At 59.2% G+C, this 16,514-nt stretch carries 16 protein-coding genes and 1 pseudogene; 12 read left to right on the forward strand and 5 right to left on the reverse strand.

Annotated elements, in window-relative coordinates; genetic code table 11:
- Positions 1–90: 90 nt before the first annotated feature.
- The 4 genes from tauA (at position 91) to tauD (ending at position 3,713) form a co-directional block, all read left to right on the forward strand.
- A complete protein-coding gene (tauA, locus tag ACYZTL_RS14335; protein WP_461952339.1) occupies positions 91–1,068 on the forward strand; it encodes a taurine ABC transporter substrate-binding protein in 978 nt (325 codons plus the stop codon).
- Positions 1,069–1,084: 16 nt separating this feature from the next.
- Positions 1,085–1,879 (forward strand): taurine ABC transporter ATP-binding subunit, encoded by a 795-nt coding sequence (gene tauB, locus ACYZTL_RS14340; protein ID WP_461952340.1) that lies wholly within the window; start codon positions 1,085–1,087, stop codon positions 1,877–1,879.
- Positions 1,876–2,709: a taurine ABC transporter permease TauC gene (gene tauC / locus ACYZTL_RS14345; protein ID WP_461952341.1), complete on the forward strand. Its 834-nt coding sequence runs from the start codon at positions 1,876–1,878 to the stop codon at positions 2,707–2,709. Before tauB ends, tauC begins: the two co-directional genes overlap by 4 nt.
- Positions 2,710–2,870: 161 nt before the next feature.
- Positions 2,871–3,713: a taurine dioxygenase gene (gene tauD / locus ACYZTL_RS14350; protein WP_461952342.1), complete on the forward strand. Its 843-nt coding sequence runs from the start codon at positions 2,871–2,873 to the stop codon at positions 3,711–3,713.
- Between the two features lie 168 nt (positions 3,714–3,881).
- Here tauD and mgrA read toward each other — a convergent pair whose 3' ends face one another.
- The 3 genes from mgrA to ACYZTL_RS14365 form a co-directional block, all read right to left on the reverse strand.
- A complete protein-coding gene (mgrA, locus tag ACYZTL_RS14355; RefSeq protein ID WP_461952343.1) occupies positions 3,882–4,919 on the reverse strand; it encodes an L-glyceraldehyde 3-phosphate reductase in 1,038 nt (345 codons plus the stop codon).
- Positions 4,920–5,082: 163 nt separating this feature from the next.
- Positions 5,083–5,547 (reverse strand): type II toxin-antitoxin system HicB family antitoxin, encoded by a 465-nt coding sequence (locus tag ACYZTL_RS14360; RefSeq protein WP_461952344.1) that lies wholly within the window; start codon positions 5,545–5,547, stop codon positions 5,083–5,085.
- On the reverse strand, positions 5,544–5,726 hold the full coding sequence (locus ACYZTL_RS14365) for a type II toxin-antitoxin system HicA family toxin (protein ID WP_407013427.1): 183 nt from the start codon (positions 5,724–5,726) through the stop codon (positions 5,544–5,546). The genes ACYZTL_RS14360 and ACYZTL_RS14365 overlap by 4 nt, the downstream gene beginning before the upstream one ends.
- A 172-nt stretch (positions 5,727–5,898) precedes the next feature.
- Here ACYZTL_RS14365 and ACYZTL_RS14370 point away from each other — a divergent pair.
- Together ACYZTL_RS14370 and ACYZTL_RS14375 are read left to right on the forward strand one after the other, a co-directional pair.
- Positions 5,899–6,167: pseudogene (locus ACYZTL_RS14370) on the forward strand (SDR family oxidoreductase); the annotation flags it as partial.
- Positions 6,168–6,234: 67 nt separating this feature from the next.
- The gene (locus ACYZTL_RS14375) at positions 6,235–6,495 is read left to right on the forward strand and encodes a hypothetical protein (protein WP_461952345.1); all 261 of its coding nucleotides are present in this window, start codon (positions 6,235–6,237) and stop codon (positions 6,493–6,495) included.
- A 2-nt stretch (positions 6,496–6,497) separates the two neighbouring features.
- Here the strand turns inward: ACYZTL_RS14375 and betT are convergent, their stop codons facing one another.
- Entirely contained in the window at positions 6,498–8,453 is a 1,956-nt protein-coding gene (betT, locus tag ACYZTL_RS14380) for a choline transporter BetT (protein WP_461954310.1), read from the reverse strand.
- Positions 8,454–8,966: 513 nt separating this feature from the next.
- Positions 8,967–9,893: a serine O-acetyltransferase EpsC gene (gene epsC, locus ACYZTL_RS14385; protein WP_461952346.1), complete on the reverse strand. Its 927-nt coding sequence runs from the start codon at positions 9,891–9,893 to the stop codon at positions 8,967–8,969.
- Positions 9,894–10,085: 192 nt separating this feature from the next.
- On the opposite strand from epsC, the gene ACYZTL_RS14390 reads away from it, so the two are divergent.
- The 6 genes from ACYZTL_RS14390 (at position 10,086) to ACYZTL_RS14415 (ending at position 16,512) form a co-directional block, all read left to right on the forward strand.
- Positions 10,086–11,084, forward strand: coding sequence for a D-cysteine desulfhydrase (locus tag ACYZTL_RS14390; protein ID WP_461952347.1), 999 nt, complete (start codon positions 10,086–10,088; stop codon positions 11,082–11,084).
- A 350-nt stretch (positions 11,085–11,434) separates the two neighbouring features.
- A complete protein-coding gene (tcyJ, locus tag ACYZTL_RS14395; RefSeq protein ID WP_461952348.1) occupies positions 11,435–12,229 on the forward strand; it encodes a cystine ABC transporter substrate-binding protein in 795 nt (264 codons plus the stop codon).
- Complete coding sequence (tcyL, locus tag ACYZTL_RS14400; protein ID WP_461952349.1) at positions 12,229–12,894, forward strand: cystine ABC transporter permease; 666 nt, start codon at positions 12,229–12,231, stop codon at positions 12,892–12,894. Before tcyJ ends, tcyL begins: the two co-directional genes overlap by 1 nt.
- A gap of 4 nt (positions 12,895–12,898) precedes the next feature.
- Positions 12,899–13,654, forward strand: a complete 756-nt coding sequence (gene tcyN / locus ACYZTL_RS14405; RefSeq protein ID WP_461952350.1) for an L-cystine ABC transporter ATP-binding protein TcyN — start codon at positions 12,899–12,901, stop codon at positions 13,652–13,654.
- Between the two features lie 468 nt (positions 13,655–14,122).
- The gene (locus ACYZTL_RS14410; protein ID WP_461952351.1) at positions 14,123–14,887 is read left to right on the forward strand and encodes a hypothetical protein; all 765 of its coding nucleotides are present in this window, start codon (positions 14,123–14,125) and stop codon (positions 14,885–14,887) included.
- A gap of 383 nt (positions 14,888–15,270) precedes the next feature.
- Complete coding sequence (locus ACYZTL_RS14415; protein WP_461952352.1) at positions 15,271–16,512, forward strand: SfnB family sulfur acquisition oxidoreductase; 1,242 nt, start codon at positions 15,271–15,273, stop codon at positions 16,510–16,512.
- The last annotated feature ends 2 nt before the right edge of the window (positions 16,513–16,514 follow it).

Raw genomic sequence — 16,514 nt, forward strand, 5'->3', positions numbered from 1 at the left:
CATTCTAAAAAGTTATTTATTTTAGGATTCTTAGATCATTTAGTCTCCTTTCACGCCGACTCTCGGTCCGCCTGACAAGGAGCTTCCCAAATGAAAATGACTTTCCCTCTTCGCTTGCTGGCAGCCGCGTCTTTGGCTGCGGCGAGTGTGTTTGCCCAGGCGGCTGACGTGACCGTCGCCTACCAGACCACCGTGGACCCGGCCAAAGTCGCCCAGGCCGACGGCGCGTACGAAAAAGCCACCCACTTCAAGATCGACTGGCGCAAATTCGACAACGGGGCCGACATCATCGCCGCCATCGCGTCCGGCGACGTGCAGATCGGTTACCTCGGTTCCAGCCCTCTGACCGCTGCAATCACTCGCAAAGTCCCGGTAGAAACCTTCCTCATCGCCACCCAGATCGGCGCCGCTGAAGCCCTGGTCGCCCGCGACGGTTCCGGCATCAAAACCCCGCAAGACCTGATCGGCAAAAAAATCGCCGTGCCGTTCGTTTCCACCGGTCACTACAGCCTGCTGGCCGCGCTGAAGCACTGGAAAATCGACCCGTCGAAAGTCACCGTCCTCAACCTCGCGCCACCGGCAATCATTGCTGCGTGGAAACGCGGTGACATCGACGCCACTTACGTCTGGGATCCGGCGCTTGGTGTGGCCAAGGAAAACGGCAAAGTGCTGATCACCTCCGGCGAACTGGCCAAGTTCGGCGCGCCGACCTTTGATGCGTGGATCGTGCGCAAAGACTTCGCCGAGAAGCACCCGGAAATTGTCACCGCGTTCGCCAAAGTCACCCTCGACGCCTACGCCGATTACCGCAAAGACCCGAAAGCCTGGCTCGCCAATCAATCCAACGTCGACAAGCTTGTAAAACTGTCCGGTGCCAAGGCCAGCGACATTCCGCTGCTGCTGCAAGGCAACGTCTTCCCGCTGGCGGCTGATCAGGTAATCACCCTCGGTGCGCCGACCACCAAAGCCATCACCGACACCGCCGCGTTCCTCAAGGAACAGGGCAAGGTCGAGGCTGTGCTGCCGGATTACGCTCCATACGTCAGCGCCAAGTTCATCACCAACTGATCGGGAGTTAACCGCGATGGCTTTGCTACAGCTGGAGCGCATCAGCGCACAGTACCCCGGCAGCCCGGAACCGGTACTGGCGGATATTTCCCTGAGCCTTGGGCCCCAGCAATTGCTGGTCGCCCTCGGCCCGTCCGGCAGTGGCAAGACTTCGCTGTTGAACCTGATTGCCGGTTTCGTCGAGCCCAGCGCCGGACGCATCACCCTCGATGGCGTGCCGGTCAAAGGCCCGAGCGCCGAACGCGGCGTGGTGTTCCAGGACGATGCCTTGTTGCCCTGGCAGGACGTGTTGGCCAACGTTGGTTTCGGCCTGGAACTGGCCGGTGTTTCCCGGGACAAACGCGAAATCCGCGCTCGGGAAATGCTCGCGCTGGTGGACCTTTCCGGTTTCGAACACCGCCGCATCTGGCAGCTCTCGGGCGGCCAGAAGCAACGTGTCGGCCTGGCCCGCGCGCTCGCCGCCGACCCGCGCGTATTGCTGATGGACGAACCCTTCGGCGCACTCGATGCCTTCACCCGCGAACAGATGCAGGAGCTGCTGTTGCAAGTGTGGCAGCGCACCGCCAAACCCGTTTTCCTGATTACCCACGACATCGAAGAAGCGGTGTTTCTCGCTACGGACCTGATTCTGCTGGCGCCGAATCCGGGGCAAATCGTCGAGCGTCTGAGCCTGGATTTCGGTCAGCGTTACGCCGCGGGTGAGTCGGCACGGGCGATCAAATCCGACCCGCGCTTTATTGAAACCCGCGAACACGTGCTCGCCAAAGTGTTCTCTCAACGCAGCGCCGCCACGCGGCAGGAGCGCGCATGAGCAGCTATGAAATTCCGGCCGTGACGGTGAAACCGGGTTCGACGGTCATTCCTGTTCGTCGCAGTTTGAGCACCCGCTGGATCAGCGTGCTGACGCTGGTCGCGCTGGTTGCGCTTTGGTGGGCCGTTACCGCCACGGGGATGATCGAACCGCTGTTCCTGCCACCACCGTCCGCCGTTCTGCAAAAAGGTTGGTTGCTGGTGACGACCGGTTACATGGATTCAACGTTGTGGCAGCACTTGGGCGCGAGTCTCAGCCGGATCGGCCTGGGTCTCGGTTTCGCGGTGTTGACCGCCGTGCCGGTCGGCATTGCGATCGGTGCCAACCGTATCGCGCGCGGCATTCTCGATCCGCTGATCGAGTTCTACCGCCCGATTCCGCCGCTGGCTTATTTGCCGCTGATCGTGATCTGGTGCGGCATTGGCGAGTTGTCGAAAGTCTTGCTGATCTACCTGGCCATTTTCGCCCCGATTGCCATCGCCACCGCCAGCGGCGTGCGTACAGTCGACCCGGCCAAATTGCGCGCCGCTCAGTCGTTGGGCGCAACCCGGGCTCAACTGATTCGCCATGTGATTTTGCCGAGCGCCTTGCCGGACATTTTGACCGGTGTGCGCATTGGTCTGGGCGTGGGTTGGTCGACGCTGGTCGCCGCCGAGCTGATCGCTGCCACCAGCGGTTTGGGCTTCATGGTGCAGTCAGCCGCGCAGTTCCTGGTCACCGATGTGGTGGTGCTGGGGATTCTGGTGATTGCGCTGATCGCCTTCGCCATGGAAATGGGCCTGCGCGCCCTGCAACGCAAACTGGTGCCATGGCACGGCCAGGCCCACTGATTTTCCCCTGTGGGAGCGGGCTTGCTCCGGGCGGCGTTCCGACGAATGCGGAGTGTCAGGCAACATTGCTGTGACTGATACACCGCTTTCGCGAGCAAGTCGGATCGCCGCACCGCCGCTCCCACAAAAAAGCTCGGCACCCAGGATTGAAGAGTAAGACCATGAGCAACCTGACAATCGTCCCCCTCAGCTCCGCGCTTGGCGCACAAATCAGCGGCATCGACATCAGTGAGCCGCTGAACCTGGAACAGCGCGATGCCATCGAGCAGGCACTGCTCAAGCATCAGGTGCTGTTCTTCCGCGACCAGCCGATCACGCCGCAGCAACAGGCACGTTTCGCCGCCAATTTCGGCGACCTGCATATTCACCCGATCTACCCGAATGTGCCGGAACAACCGGAAGTGCTGATCCTCGACACCGCGGTCACCGACGTGCGTGACAATGCCATCTGGCACACCGACGTGACGTTCCTGGCAACCCCGGCGATGGGCGCGGTGCTCAGCGCAAAACTGCTGCCGGAGTTTGGCGGCGACACGTTGTGGGCCAGTGGCATCGCGGCGTATGAAGCGCTGTCTGCACCGATGAAAACCTTGCTCGAAGGGCTGACGGCGACTCACGATTTCACCCGTTCGTTTCCGCTGGAGCGCTATGGCAACACGCCTGAAGCGTTGGCTCAGTGGGAAGAAGCACGCCGCAAGAATCCGCCACTGTCGCACCCGGTGATTCGCACGCACCCGGTGAGCGGGCGCCGGTCGCTGTTCGTCAATGAAGGGTTCACGTCGAAGATCAATGAGCTGTCGGAGACCGAGAGCGAGTTGATTCTGAAGTTTTTGTTCGCCCATGCAACGCGGCCTGAGTTCACCATTCGCTGGCGCTGGCAGCAGGATGACATTGCGTTCTGGGACAACCGCGTGACGCAGCATTACGCGGTGGATGATTACCGGCCGGCACGGCGGGTGATGCAGCGGGCGACGGTGTTGGGGGATGTGCCGTTTTTCAGGTAAACCCTGATTTCGTCATTGACTGGTCTGGCCCCTTCGCGAGCAAGCCCGCTCCCACATTAGGCCGAGTCTTTCAATAAGAACACGGTCAACTGTGGGAGCGGCGGTGCGACGATTCGACTTGCTCGCGAAGACGATACAACAGGCGCCACATAAACCGGCGCCTAACACTTACTCAGCCGTCGAAGGCTTCTCCCAGAGATTGATCCCGCCCTCCTGGGCAAACCGGTCAATCTCCGCCAACTCTTCCGCGCTGAAGCTCAAATTCTTCAACGCCCCGACGTTCTCGATGATCTGCTCCGGCCGGCTCGCACCGATCAGCGCCGAGGTCACGCGCTGATCGCGCAGCGTCCAGGCCAACGCCAATTGCGCGAGGCTCTGACCGCGACGCCTGGCAATCTCATTGAGCCCACGCACATGGGCGATGTTGGCCTCCGACAGGTGCGAGGACTGCAACGAACTACCTCCCGGACGATTCACCCGCGCATCCTTCGGAATGCCATTGAGGTATTTGTCGGTCAACAGGCCCTGAGCCAACGGCGTGAACGCAATCACGCCGGTGCCGAGTTCGTCAGTGACATCCAGCAGGTCCTTTTCCACCCAGCGATTGAGCAGGTTGTACGCCGGCTGGTGAATCAGCAACGGCACTTTCCACTCTTTCAACAACGCCGCCATCTCACGGGTTTTCACCCCGGAATACGACGAGATGCCGATGTACAGCGCCTTGCCCTGCTGGACCGCCGTAGCCAATGCGCTGGCGGTTTCCTCCAGCGGAGTGTCCGGATCAAAACGGTGCGAATAGAAAATATCCACATAATCCAGGCCCAGGCGCTGCAGGCTCTGATCAAGACTGGCCAGCACGTATTTTCGCGAACCACCGCCCTGCCCGTAAGGACCGGGCCACATGTCCCAACCGGCCTTGCTGGAAATAATCAGCTCATCGCGATACTGCTTGAAGTCTTCACGCAGCAAACGGCCGAAATTGATTTCGGCACTGCCGTACGGCGGGCCATAGTTGTTGGCCAGATCGAAGTGGTTGATCCCCAGATCGAACGCCGTACGCAGCAACGAACGCTGGGTGTCGATCGGCGTGCTGTCGCCGAAGTTGTGCCACAGGCCCAGGGACAACGCCGGCAACACCAGACCGCTGCGACCGACGCGGCGGTAAGGAATGGAGTCGTAGCGGTTTTCGGCAGCGGTGTAGGTCATCGAATCCTCTCTTGTCTGTCTTGAATTTGGCATCGACTGCTTCGCAAGTTGCCCAGCATACGCCCAGACAAACGCCGATAAACCCTAGACTCGAGGAAATGCTGAAACGTTTCACAGATTTCTAAATTGACCGACTCCTGGTGCCTGAAACTGAGCCTCGGGCTTATGCCGACAGCTCACGCAACGCAGCAGCCGCCAAGAAGCCAGATCTCGAGCTATATCGCTGATCCCGCCTTACTGTCTGGTCGATACGCTCAAGCAACTGCTCAGGCAACGTAGCGTTGAAGCGTACCGATTTACCGAAATAAGGCGTGATATCGAACTCGACCACACCCCATACGCCGCCAGCGTACTCAGGGTTATCAATATGAGCGTCAATCTCACACACTTGAGGCAGTGGATCACCATCGGCGACCAACCCTTCATAGTGCAGGGACAACGCTTCCTTCACGTTTTCGAATGCCTGCGCCACCGTAGCGCCCGCAGAGAAACAACCCGGTACGTCCGGGATAATCACTCCGTATTCTGAGTCGGCATCCTTGTGCAGAACGACCGGGAATTTCATTTCGGTGAGTCCTTCCTGTGATGTTGCCTCTTCGAGGCTCTCATTTCCGATATCGGGCCTCATTTCAGGCCCGCCTGTTTCAATATGCTGTTGATCGTTCCTTTGGGAAGATCTGAATCAGGGTGCTTGATCGTCACCCGACCTGCCTTGTACGAATGCTTGTACTGATGGTGGCTACCTTTCACGGCCACCAGATACCAACCATCCTCCTCGATCATCCTGATCATTTCCCGACTTCGCATCACATTCGTCCTTGTGGGCAGCAATCTGCCGATCACATTACGCGACGAATGCAAGTTTTATACACACGATACACACTCTGACAAATATTAGACCAGTGCGACGTCACCCAACTAGCCTGAAGACCAGCGGCTATCGTGCCCCCGCAAACACACCAGCACATCAACCTTGCCCAAAGCCGCGGTGGAATCCCTGACTCAGGTGTCGCCAAGGAAATGCACGGTCGCAACATCACCGTCAACGCTGTGGCGCCTGGCCCGGTGGCCACCGCCCTGTTTATGCATGGCAAGAGCGAAGAGCAGATACAGACCTTCGCCAGGATGCCTCCGCTGGAGCGTCTGGCTCAGCCAGAAGATATTTCCCGTGTCGTGTCCTTTCTGGTCGGCCCAGATTCGGCCTGGGTTAATGGACAGATTCTGCGGGTTAATGGCGGGTTGGTTTAACTATGCTGATTCAGACACCGCGAAGACGACCTCTAAAGCGAAGCACATCTGAAGGGAGGAACGCATCATGCACACCACCATCATCATCTTCTTCGGCCTGGTCCTGCTGGCGCTGATGCAGTTCATCGGCGAGCAAATCGGCTTCAGCCGCCAAATCCTGACCTACAGCTTCATCATCCTGTGGCTGGCCCTGACGATGATCAACGGCGCAATCGGTGTGGTCACTGCCGGCCAGCCCGTGACGACGGAGCTGGTGGTCGGCAGCATTGTGTTTGGCCTGCCGGTGGCGGCGCTGGTGTTGTTCATGGTGTTGAGCAGCGAGACCTAGCTTCAACGCACCAAATGCAAAAACTGCATGTGCCGCTCGTACTGATCGAGGATATCGTTGATGACCTGCTCCTTGGTGTAACCCACCAGATCGTAGTCCTGACTGCCCTCGCTCAAATGCACTTCGGCCCGATAATAACGACGATTGTTGAGTTCCTTGGAACCCATGCCGCCACGGGCGAAGGACGGCGTGAAGTAGCCGCGCATCTGTACCTGATAGATGAACGGATGCTGCTCGCCGTGACCGATTTCCAGGCTGACGCTGTCGTTCGCCGGATCGGGTTGAGCCACCACGTGCAAACCCTTCTCGACGAACACCGCCGTCACTTCTTCAATCGCCGGGCGCACCGTCGTATCGAGGAAGCGATAGACCTCATCCCGCGACGGGAAATGCACCGCCTGGCTTAGACGCTGACGCCATCCGCCACGCCGGGAACCGGACACCGGCGCCAGGGAATGCAGTTGCGCGATCTGCTTTTGCGACTCCAGATAAAACGCCTTGTGCAACCCCCACATCATCAACAACAAAATCATCGAGAACGGCAACGAGGTCAGCACCACTGCTGACTTCAGCGCATCGATGCTGCCGGAGAACAGCAGCGCACTGGTGACCAGCGCCGTCATCGCGCCCCAGAAAACCCGCAGCCATTTCGGCCCGTCTTCATCCGGGTTGCCGCCTTTGGCCGAGAGCGTCGACAGCACCACGGTGCCGGAATCGGCCGAGGTGACGAAGAACACGAAGCTGATGAACACCGTGACCGCAATCACGGTTTTGCTCCACGGGTAGGTTTCCAGCAGCAGGTAAAGGGTCATCGACGGGTTGTCGATGGCCGACATGCCGAGGGCGCTCATGCCGTGGTTGAGCACCTGGTCGATGGCGCTGTTGCCGAAGATCGACATCCACGCCAGGGTGAAACCCAGTGGGATCAGCAGCACGCCGAAGACAAATTCGCGGATGGTCCGGCCACGGGAAATCCGCGCGATGAACAGGCCCACGAACGGCGACCATGCAATCCACCAGGCCCAATAGAACACCGTCCAGCCGCCCAGCCAGTCGCTGGGTTTGTCGTAGGCGTAGAGGTCGAAACTTTTCATCGGCAACGCGCCGAGGTAGTCACCGATGTTCTGAATCAAGGTGTTAAGCAGATGCTGCGTGGGGCCGGCGAACAACACGAACAGCAGCAGCGCACAGGCCAGCAGCATGTTGATGTCGGACATCACCCGCACGCCTTTATCAACGCCAGACACCGCGACGATGATCGCTGCGCCCATCATCAGCGTGATCAGGCCGACTTGAATCCACTGGGTGTGAGCGACGCCGAACAGGTAGTCCAGACCCGAGTTGAGGTGCAACACGCCGAAGCCCATGTCGGCACCGAGGCCGAACACCGTGGCGATGATGCCGAAGCCGTCCACGGCGTAACCGATGGGGCCGTTGATGCGCTTGCCGATCAGCGGATACAGCGCCGAACGCAGGGCCAGCGGCAGGTTGTGGCGATAAGCGAAGTAGGCCAGCGCCATACCGACGAAGGCGAACACGCCCCAGCCATGCAGGCCCCAGTGCAGAAACAGAATCTGCATCGCCTGGCGCGCCGCGTCCGCCGTGCCGGGCTCGCCTTGCGGCGGTTGCGACAGGTGGGTCAGCGGTTCGGACACGCAAAAGAAAAACAGCGTGATGCTGATCCCGGCGGCGAACAGCATGCCGGCCCAGGACAGGTAACTGAATTCGGGTTCGTCGTGGTCGGCACCGAGCTTGATCTTGCCGTAGCCGGACAAGGCGGTGACCACCACGAAGACCAGATACAGGGTCATCGCGAGCATGTAGTACCAGCCGACCGTATTGGCCGCCCAGTTTTGCGCTTGCAGCAGCCAGGCGCCGGCCTGTTCAGGCATGGCGATGACGACAATGCCGAAGAGCAGAATGAAGGACGCCGCGAAGTAAAACACCGGCGGGTTCATGCGGACCTGGCCGCTGGCGGGGGTGGACGGCGCACTCATGAAAGGTGCGCCTCAAGGGGATGAAACCGGGCAATCAGTAACGGACTCGGCAAGGGCAAGCCTCCTGTTGTGAGCGGGCAGCAAACCGACGGTTTAACTTGAATGAGCGTTCAAGTTAAACATGGATAGGGTGCTAAGGACTAATCGCAGGGCTCGGCGGTACGGTGTGGCGAGGGAGCTTGCTCCCGTTTTGCCGCGCAGCAGCACCCAGGTTTTTGCAAAGATGCGGCTGCTTCGCACCCGAGCGGGAGCAAGCTCCCTCGCCACAAAAGCTTGTTTGTGTACGCTAGCTCAAGGATGGGTATGACGCGGGGTTGGGGGGATTTTGTAGGAGCTGTCGAGTGAAACGAGGCTGCGATCTTTTGATTTTGGTTTTGGTTTTTTGGGGTTTTTGAAAAGATCGCAGCCTCGTTTCACTCGACAGCTCCTACAACTCCTACGGACTGCTCCGACAGCAACCAAAAAGCCGGGACCTTACTTCTGCGCCCCATCATCATGCTGCAGATTCGCCTGCGTCAGGTTGCACCCCGCCGGCACGCTGCGGGTCAACCAGACATTGCCGCCAATGGTCGAACCCTTGCCGATGGTGATCCGCCCCAGAATCGTCGCGCCGGCATAGATCACCACATCATCCTCGACAATCGGATGCCGCGGATGGCCCTTCTGCAACTGGCCGTCTTCATCCGCCGGGAAACGCTTGGCCCCCAGGGTCACGGCCTGATAAATCCGCACGCGCTCACCAATGATCGCGGTCTCGCCGATCACCACACCCGTCCCGTGATCAATGAAGAAGCTGCGGCCGATTTGCGCGCCCGGGTGGATGTCGATACCGGTCGCCGAGTGGGCGATTTCTGCGCTGATCCGCGCCAGCAATGGCAACCCGGCGCGGTACAAATGGTGCGCGAGGCGATGGTGAATCACCGCCAGAATCCCCGGATAGCACAGCAAGACTTCATCGACGCTGCGAGCCGCCGGGTCACCGTGATAGGCCGCCAGCACGTCGGTGTCCAGCAGGCTGCGCAGCCTCGGCAGGGCGAGGGCGAAGTCCTGAATGATCTGGATCGTTTTGGCTTCGACTTCGGTTTCGGCCTCGGCGCTGTGGCGGGCGGCGTAACGCAGTTCAAGTCGTGCCTGCCCCAGCAACGCGTTCAGTGCTACGTCCAGCGTGTGGCCGACGTAAAAATCTTCGCTCTCCTCGCGCAGGTCCACCGGGCCCAGGCGCATCGGGAACAAGGCGCCGCACAGCGCTTCAAGAATCTCCGCCATGGCCGCTCGGGAGGGCAACTCGCGACCGCCCTGCTCGCCGCTGGCGCGGCCATTCTGGGCACGCCACTGGTCGCGCGCCGTGCGCAGCTGGCTGACGATGGTCTGCAATTGCCAATGGCTGGAACGCTCGCTCAAGGTAAAAACTCCACACGGGCGGCCGGACTGTCTGGCCGCACTAATGGCGATTACTTTACGGCAAGGTCTGGAAGCCGAATTAAGAACCGATTGTGCTGTGCTCAGCACGTTTGGCTATAAGTAATCTTGCCGGTTGCCCACACTTATAGGCGTGCCTATAGTCCTGACATCTCCCCCCATCAGTACGGACCCATGATCAAACAACAGCTCGCCCGTTTTGACCGCCTGGATCTGCTCGGCCACCCGACCCCTCTGGAAAAACTCGAACGCCTGTCGACCTGGCTAGGCCGCGACGTGTACGTCAAACGTGATGATCTGACACCGCTGGCGATGGGTGGCAACAAGCTGCGCAAACTTGAATACCTGGCCGCCGATGCCCTGGCCCAAGGTGCGGACACACTAATCACCGCCGGCGCGCTGCAATCCAACCACGTGCGCCAGACCGCCGCCCTCGCCGCCAGGCTCGGCCTGGGTTGCGTCGCGCTGCTGGAAAACCCTCTGGGCACTGACGACGCCAACTATGTCGGCAACGGCAATCGGCTGTTGCTCGACCTGTTCGATACCAAAGTTGAGTTGGTGGAAAACCTCGACAACGCTGACGAGCAACTGGAAGCATTGGCCGCACGCCTGCGCAGCAACGGCAAAAAACCGTATCTGGTACCGATCGGTGGCTCGAACGCGTTGGGCGCTTTGGGTTATGTGCGCGCCGGGCTGGAACTGGCCGAGCAGATCAAGGACACCGGCCTGACTTTCGCTGCGGTGGTGTTGGCCTCGGGCAGCGCTGGAACGCACAGCGGTCTGGCTCTCGCGTTGAGCGAAGCATTGCCGGATTTGCCAGTGATTGGCGTGACCGTTTCCCGCAGCGATGAAGATCAGCGGCCCAAGGTCCAGGGCCTGGCCGAGCGCACCGCGGCGCTGTTGGACGTGAGCCTGCCGGCCAGTTTCAAGGTCGAGTTGTGGGACGAATATTTTGGCCCGCGCTATGGCGAGCCGAATGCCGGGACGCTGTCGGCGATAAAACTGGTGGCGAGTCAGGAAGGTTTGCTGCTGGACCCGGTGTATACCGGCAAGGCCATGGCCGGCTTGTTGGACGGGATTGGTCGTCAGCGTTTTGATGAAGGGCCGATTATCTTCCTGCACACCGGCGGGGCGCCGGCGTTGTTTGCCTACAAAGATTCGCTGACAGGCTAAAACATCCTGTGGCGAGGGAGCTTGCTCCCGCTGGGGAGCGGAGCGCCCCCAAAATTTGCGCCGCGGTGTTTCAGATGAATCCCGGTGACTGGGTTACGACTGCTGCGCAGCCGAGCGGGAGCAAGCTCTCTCGCCACAGGGGATTGCGTCAACCACACATATGCAATTATGGAATAACAGACGTAATATTTATTATTTTCCTATCTAAAGGCGCCATCATATAGTCACGCCGCAGGCGAATTTGCAGCGAGACGCATACGCTGCTTTAGGGCAGGATATTGCAGTCGTCCAAATCCCGATTTCGCCAACATTCCTAAAAGCGTCTTCATAAGAAAACACAGGGGCTTGTCATGAATTTTTCCGCACTACGTCGAAATCTGCTGGTAGGTTCATTGGGCCTGGCACTGAGCGCCGGCCTGCTCGGTCAAGCGGTTGCCGGTGAGCAGCTGCAAAAAATCAAGGATGCGGGCGTGATCAACGTCGGCCTGGAAGGCACGTATCCACCGTTCAGTTTCGTCGACGCCGACGGCAAACTGGCCGGCTTCGAAGTCGAGTTCTCCGAAGCCCTGGCCAAAGAGTTGGGCGTGAAGGTCAAACTGCAACCGACCAAATGGGACGGCATCCTCGCGGCGCTGGAATCCAAGCGTCTGGACGCGGTGATCAATCAGGTAACGATCTCCGAAGAACGCAAGAAGAAGTATGACTTCTCCGAGCCGTACACCGTTTCCGGGATTCAGGCGCTGACCCTGACCAAGAACAAAGACACCATCAAAACCGCCGCCGATCTGGCCGGCAAGAAAGTAGGCGTCGGTCTGGGCACCAACTATGAGCAGTGGGTGAAAGACAATGTGCCTAAGGCCGACATCCGCACTTACGAAGATGACCCGACCAAGTTCCAGGATCTGCGCGTCGGCCGCATCGACGCCATTCTGATCGACCGCCTCGCCGCGCTGGAATACGCCAAGAAGGCCAAGGACACTGCCGCCGCCGGCGAAGCGTTCTCCCGCCAGGAAGCCGGTATCGCACTGCGCAAAGGCGAGCCTGAGCTGCTGGCAGCGGTGAACAAGGCCATCGATAAGCTGCGTGCCGACGGTACGCTGAAAAAGCTTTCGGAAAAATACTTCAGCGCTGACGTCACTCAATAATGGAAGAAGCTTTCCAACTTGCGCTGGACTCCGCGCCCTTCCTGCTGAAGGGCGCGTACTACACGGTAATCCTCAGTCTGGGCGGTATGTTCTTCGGCCTGCTGATGGGCTTCGGCCTGGCGTTGATGCGTCTGTCGCGCTTCAAACTGGTGAGCTGGCTGGCTCGCATCTACGTGTCGTTCTTTCGCGGCACGCCGTTGCTGGTGCAACTGTTCGTGATCTATTACGGCTTGCCGCAATTGGGTATCGAACTTGATCCGCTGCCGGCGGCCCTGATCGGCTTCTCGCTGAACATGGCCGCCTACGCCTGCGAAATCCTCCGTGCCGCGATCAGCTCCATCGAGCGTGGCCAGTGGGAAGCCGCGGCCAGTATCGGCATGACCCGCGCGCAGACGTTGCGCCGCGCCATCCTGCCGCAGGCGATGCGCACGGCCCTGCCACCGTTAGGCAACAGCTTCATCTCGCTGGTCAAGGACACTGCACTGGCAGCCACCATTCAGGTGCCGGAGCTGTTCCGTCAGGCGCAGCTGATTACCGCCCGGACCTTCGAAATTTTCACCATGTATCTTGCCGCCGCGCTGATCTACTGGATTCTGGCCACGGTGCTTTCGCACCTGCAGAACCAGTTGGAAGCACGGGTCAATCGGCACGACCAGGAGTCCTGACCCCATGATTGTCGTGGAAAAACTGACAAAGCAGTTCAAGGGTCAAGTCGTGCTCAACGGCATCGATCTGCAAGTGAAGGAAGGCGAGGTCGTCGCGATCATCGGGCCGAGTGGCTCGGGCAAGACCACGTTCCTGCGTTGCCTGAACTTCCTGGAAGAACCCACCAGCGGCCGGATCAAGGTCGGTGACATCGAGATCGATGGCAGCCGCCCGCTGAACCAGCAGCAGAGCCTGGTGCGGCGCTTGCGTCAGCACGTCGGCTTCGTTTTCCAGAACTTCAACCTGTTCCCCCATCGCACCGCCCTGGAAAACGTCATCGAAGGCCCGATCATCGTGAAGAAGATCCCGCACGCCGAAGCCGTTGTCCTGGGTAAAAAGCTGTTGGCCAGGGTTGGCCTGGCGGGCAAGGAAGACGCTTACCCGCGACGCCTGTCCGGTGGACAGCAACAGCGTGTGGCGATTGCCCGGGCGCTGGCGATGGAGCCGGAAGTGATTCTGTTCGATGAACCCACCTCGGCGCTCGATCCAGAGCTGGTGGGTGAAGTGCTGGCGACCATCCGCAGCCTGGCCGAAGAGAAGCGCACCATGGTCATCGTGACTCACGAAATGGGTTTTGCCCGTGACGTGGCCAACCGCGTGGTGTTCTTCGACAAGGGTGTGATCGTCGAGCAAGGCGAAGCCAAGGCGTTGTTTGCCAACCCTAAAGAAGAACGGACAAAACAGTTTCTCAGCAAGTTTCTGAACAATGCTCATAACTAATCTGCAATAACAAAGTGTGTAACTTCCATGGACGGAAGCAACATTACACCTTCACAATCCCCCTCAAGCACATTCGAATAATTTATCTTTCTTTCAACATCGTGTGCGGTACATATATATGTCCTGCTACAGATAAACCTCGCCTAAAATTCTCGAAATACTGAACCATCACTGTTCGCGTGACTTTCCCCCACACCCTCCAAAAACCGCTGATTCAGTGGTCATGTTCGACAGCGCGACGCAGCTTCTTAACCTGAAAGCGTAGGAACCTTCTGAATAACACCAGATTCATTACTTAACTAATCCATTCTATTGACACTTATTCATGCGCGCTCTTATCTAGTCTCCAGCAGATGTAATCAATCACGATCAATCATTGTTTTCAGACGAAAGTAATGAGCCGTTTGTTGCTCGGCAATTCAGCTCTTTCAGAAACGGACTTCGCTGCGAGACTTCAAGGAGAAACCCATGAAAAATACTTCGAACAAACCCGAACTTGCGGCACCGACCGTCGCGCAATCACACAAGAGCGGCATCAACATCACCTCGGCGGCTCGTCTGCTGATCGATGTTGCGCCCTACCCCGGCATGGATGAAGGCGACTTGATCGAGCTGTTCTGGGACAACTGCTACGTGGCCTCCAGGGTGCTGAATACTCACGACGTCGGCAAAGCGATCAGCCTGCGAGTACCGGAAAGCTTCATCGCCAATGGCTCCTCACGCATTCACTATCGGTTGATGCAGGTCGGCCATGGGCCTGCGCTGTCACCGGCAACCCGCGTGCAGGTCAAGCTCGACTGCCCGGGTGGCCAGCCGTCGACACTGTGTGGTGACGAAAACCAGTGCCTGGCGCCGGTGAGCATTCCCGAAACTATCCGCCGTCAGGGCGTCAACCCGAACCAGATCAAGCGCGGCGTTCCCTTGACCATCGAGCCGTACCTGAACATGGCCGCCGACGATGAAATCACCCTGCGCTGGGGCGATGTGCGCATGGACCTGCCACGGCTCAAGACGAGCGACGTGGGCGAGCCGATTCAGGTCTGGGTGCCACCAGCGATCATTCTCGAAGCAGGTGAAGACCTGCGGCTGGAAGTGACCTACTGCATCCTCGACCGGGTGGGTAACAACTCGCGCTGGGCACCGGCACGTGCGCTGAAGATTGGTTGCGCCAATCCCTATTTGAAGGTCCCCCCAAAAGAAACACCGATGGCCGCAGAATCCAACAAACGTTGAAACCCACGCCCCCTGTAGGAGCGAGCTTGCTCGCGATGGAGGTTAACGATGACGCTGGCTACCTGAATGAACGCGTTGCCTGCACGTTTTTCGCGAGCAAGCTCGCTCCTACAGGGGCCGAACACGACCTCGAACTGTTGCTACAGAAGCAACTGTTGCTCTGCGAACAGTGTCTGAAAACACACTTCTATCTATATTCCTAAAAGTTAGTTTATTAATTTTTTATGCACGATTAGGGTATATGCACCGGACCACCGGACATTCTTGTTTTTACTTCGCCGCAACTCGCGGCGTTCCATGAGATGTGAGGTAGGTATGGTCCGGAACACAATCACCCCAGTGCAGATCGCCAGGGCATTGCGTGCAGCCAAGGAGCGGCACTGATGTCCAGTCTGGCAGATGCAATCATCCAGAGTGATCTGGACGTCGCCCCGTTGTTGCTGCCCGCGCAGGTCTTGCGCAACGACGCTCAAGCCATCAAGGCCGCCCATGAGCTGGCGCACGTCGCCCGTCTGCAAGCGGCCAGACGCGACCAGCAGCGCAAGTTGCCATGGTCGGAAATCGAACAGTTCACCCGCAGCGGTCTGGGCAGCATTGCCATCCCGCGCGAGTACGGTGGCCCGCAAGTTTCGTTCGTCACGCTGGCCGACGTTTTTGCGATCATTTCCGCGGCCGACCCGGCATTGGGACAGATCCCGCAGAACCAGTTCGGCATTCTCAACCTGGTGCTCGGCAGCGCGACCGAAGCGCAGAAAAAGCAGTTGTTCAAAAGCGTGCTCGAAGGCTGGCGCATCGGTAATGCCGGGCCTGAACGCGGCACCAAAAACACCCTCGAACTCAAGGCACGGATCACCGCCGACGGTGACGGTTTTGTCATCAGCGGGCAGAAGTTCTATTCCACCGGCGCCCTGTTCGCCCACTGGGTCGCGGTCAAGGCGCTGAACGATGACGGCAAGCAAGTGCTGGCCTTCGTCCGTCGCGGCACTCCGGGTCTGCGCATCGTCGATGACTGGTCCGGTTTCGGCCAGCGCACCACCGCCAGCGGCACCATTTTGCTCAACAACGTGCGGGTCGACGCCGAGCTGGTGGTGGATAACTGGAAGATCAATGACAAGCCGAACATCCAGGGTGCCGTCTCGCAGCTGATTCAAGCGGCCATCGACGCCGGCATCGCTCGCGGCGCCATTGACGACGCCATCGAGTTCGTGAAAACCCGCGCACGTCCATGGATCGACGCCAAGGTCGAAAGGGCCAGCGATGACCTCTACGTGATCTCCGACATCGGCAAACTGAAAATCGAACTGCACGCCGCTGAAGCGCTGCTGCGCAAGGCCGGACAAGTACTCGATCAGGTCAATGCCGCGCCGCTCACCGCCGAGTCCGCCGCGCGCGCCTCGATTGCCGTGGCCGAAGCCAAAGTGCTGACCACCGAGATCTCGCTGCTGGCCAGCGAAAAACTTTTCGAACTGGCCGGCAGCCGCGCCACCCTCGCCGAATTCAACCTCGACCGCCATTGGCGCAACGCCCGCGTGCACACCCTGCATGACCCGGTGCGCTGGAAGTATCACGCGGTTGGCGCGTATCACCTGAACGGTACTTTGCCGGCTCGTCATTCCTGGATCTGACG

It is taken from the genome of Pseudomonas sp. LB3P81, from assembly GCF_054897965.1.

Bases quoted from the DNA above. Each gene is read 5' to 3' on its own strand.
- mgrA (WP_461952343.1), bottom strand. From the start codon at position 4,919: ATGACCTACACCGCTGCCGAAAACCGCTACGACTCCATTCCTTACCGC.
- ACYZTL_RS14410 (WP_461952351.1), top strand. From the start codon at position 14,123: ATGAAAAATACTTCGAACAAACCCGAACTTGCGGCACCGACCGTCGCG.
- ACYZTL_RS14390 (WP_461952347.1), top strand. From the start codon at position 10,086: ATGATCAAACAACAGCTCGCCCGTTTTGACCGCCTGGATCTGCTCGGC.
- ACYZTL_RS14415 (WP_461952352.1), top strand. From the start codon at position 15,271: ATGTCCAGTCTGGCAGATGCAATCATCCAGAGTGATCTGGACGTCGCC.
- tauB (WP_461952340.1), top strand. From the start codon at position 1,085: ATGGCTTTGCTACAGCTGGAGCGCATCAGCGCACAGTACCCCGGCAGC.
- ACYZTL_RS14365 (WP_407013427.1), bottom strand. From the start codon at position 5,726: ATGCGAAGTCGGGAAATGATCAGGATGATCGAGGAGGATGGTTGGTAT.
- tauD (WP_461952342.1), top strand. From the start codon at position 2,871: ATGAGCAACCTGACAATCGTCCCCCTCAGCTCCGCGCTTGGCGCACAA.
- ACYZTL_RS14360 (WP_461952344.1), bottom strand. From the start codon at position 5,547: ATGAGGCCCGATATCGGAAATGAGAGCCTCGAAGAGGCAACATCACAG.
- ACYZTL_RS14375 (WP_461952345.1), top strand. From the start codon at position 6,235: ATGCACACCACCATCATCATCTTCTTCGGCCTGGTCCTGCTGGCGCTG.
- tauC (WP_461952341.1), top strand. From the start codon at position 1,876: ATGAGCAGCTATGAAATTCCGGCCGTGACGGTGAAACCGGGTTCGACG.
- tcyN (WP_461952350.1), top strand. From the start codon at position 12,899: ATGATTGTCGTGGAAAAACTGACAAAGCAGTTCAAGGGTCAAGTCGTG.
- tcyJ (WP_461952348.1), top strand. From the start codon at position 11,435: ATGAATTTTTCCGCACTACGTCGAAATCTGCTGGTAGGTTCATTGGGC.
- tauA (WP_461952339.1), top strand. From the start codon at position 91: ATGAAAATGACTTTCCCTCTTCGCTTGCTGGCAGCCGCGTCTTTGGCT.
- betT (WP_461954310.1), bottom strand. From the start codon at position 8,453: ATGAACCCGCCGGTGTTTTACTTCGCGGCGTCCTTCATTCTGCTCTTC.
- tcyL (WP_461952349.1), top strand. From the start codon at position 12,229: ATGGAAGAAGCTTTCCAACTTGCGCTGGACTCCGCGCCCTTCCTGCTG.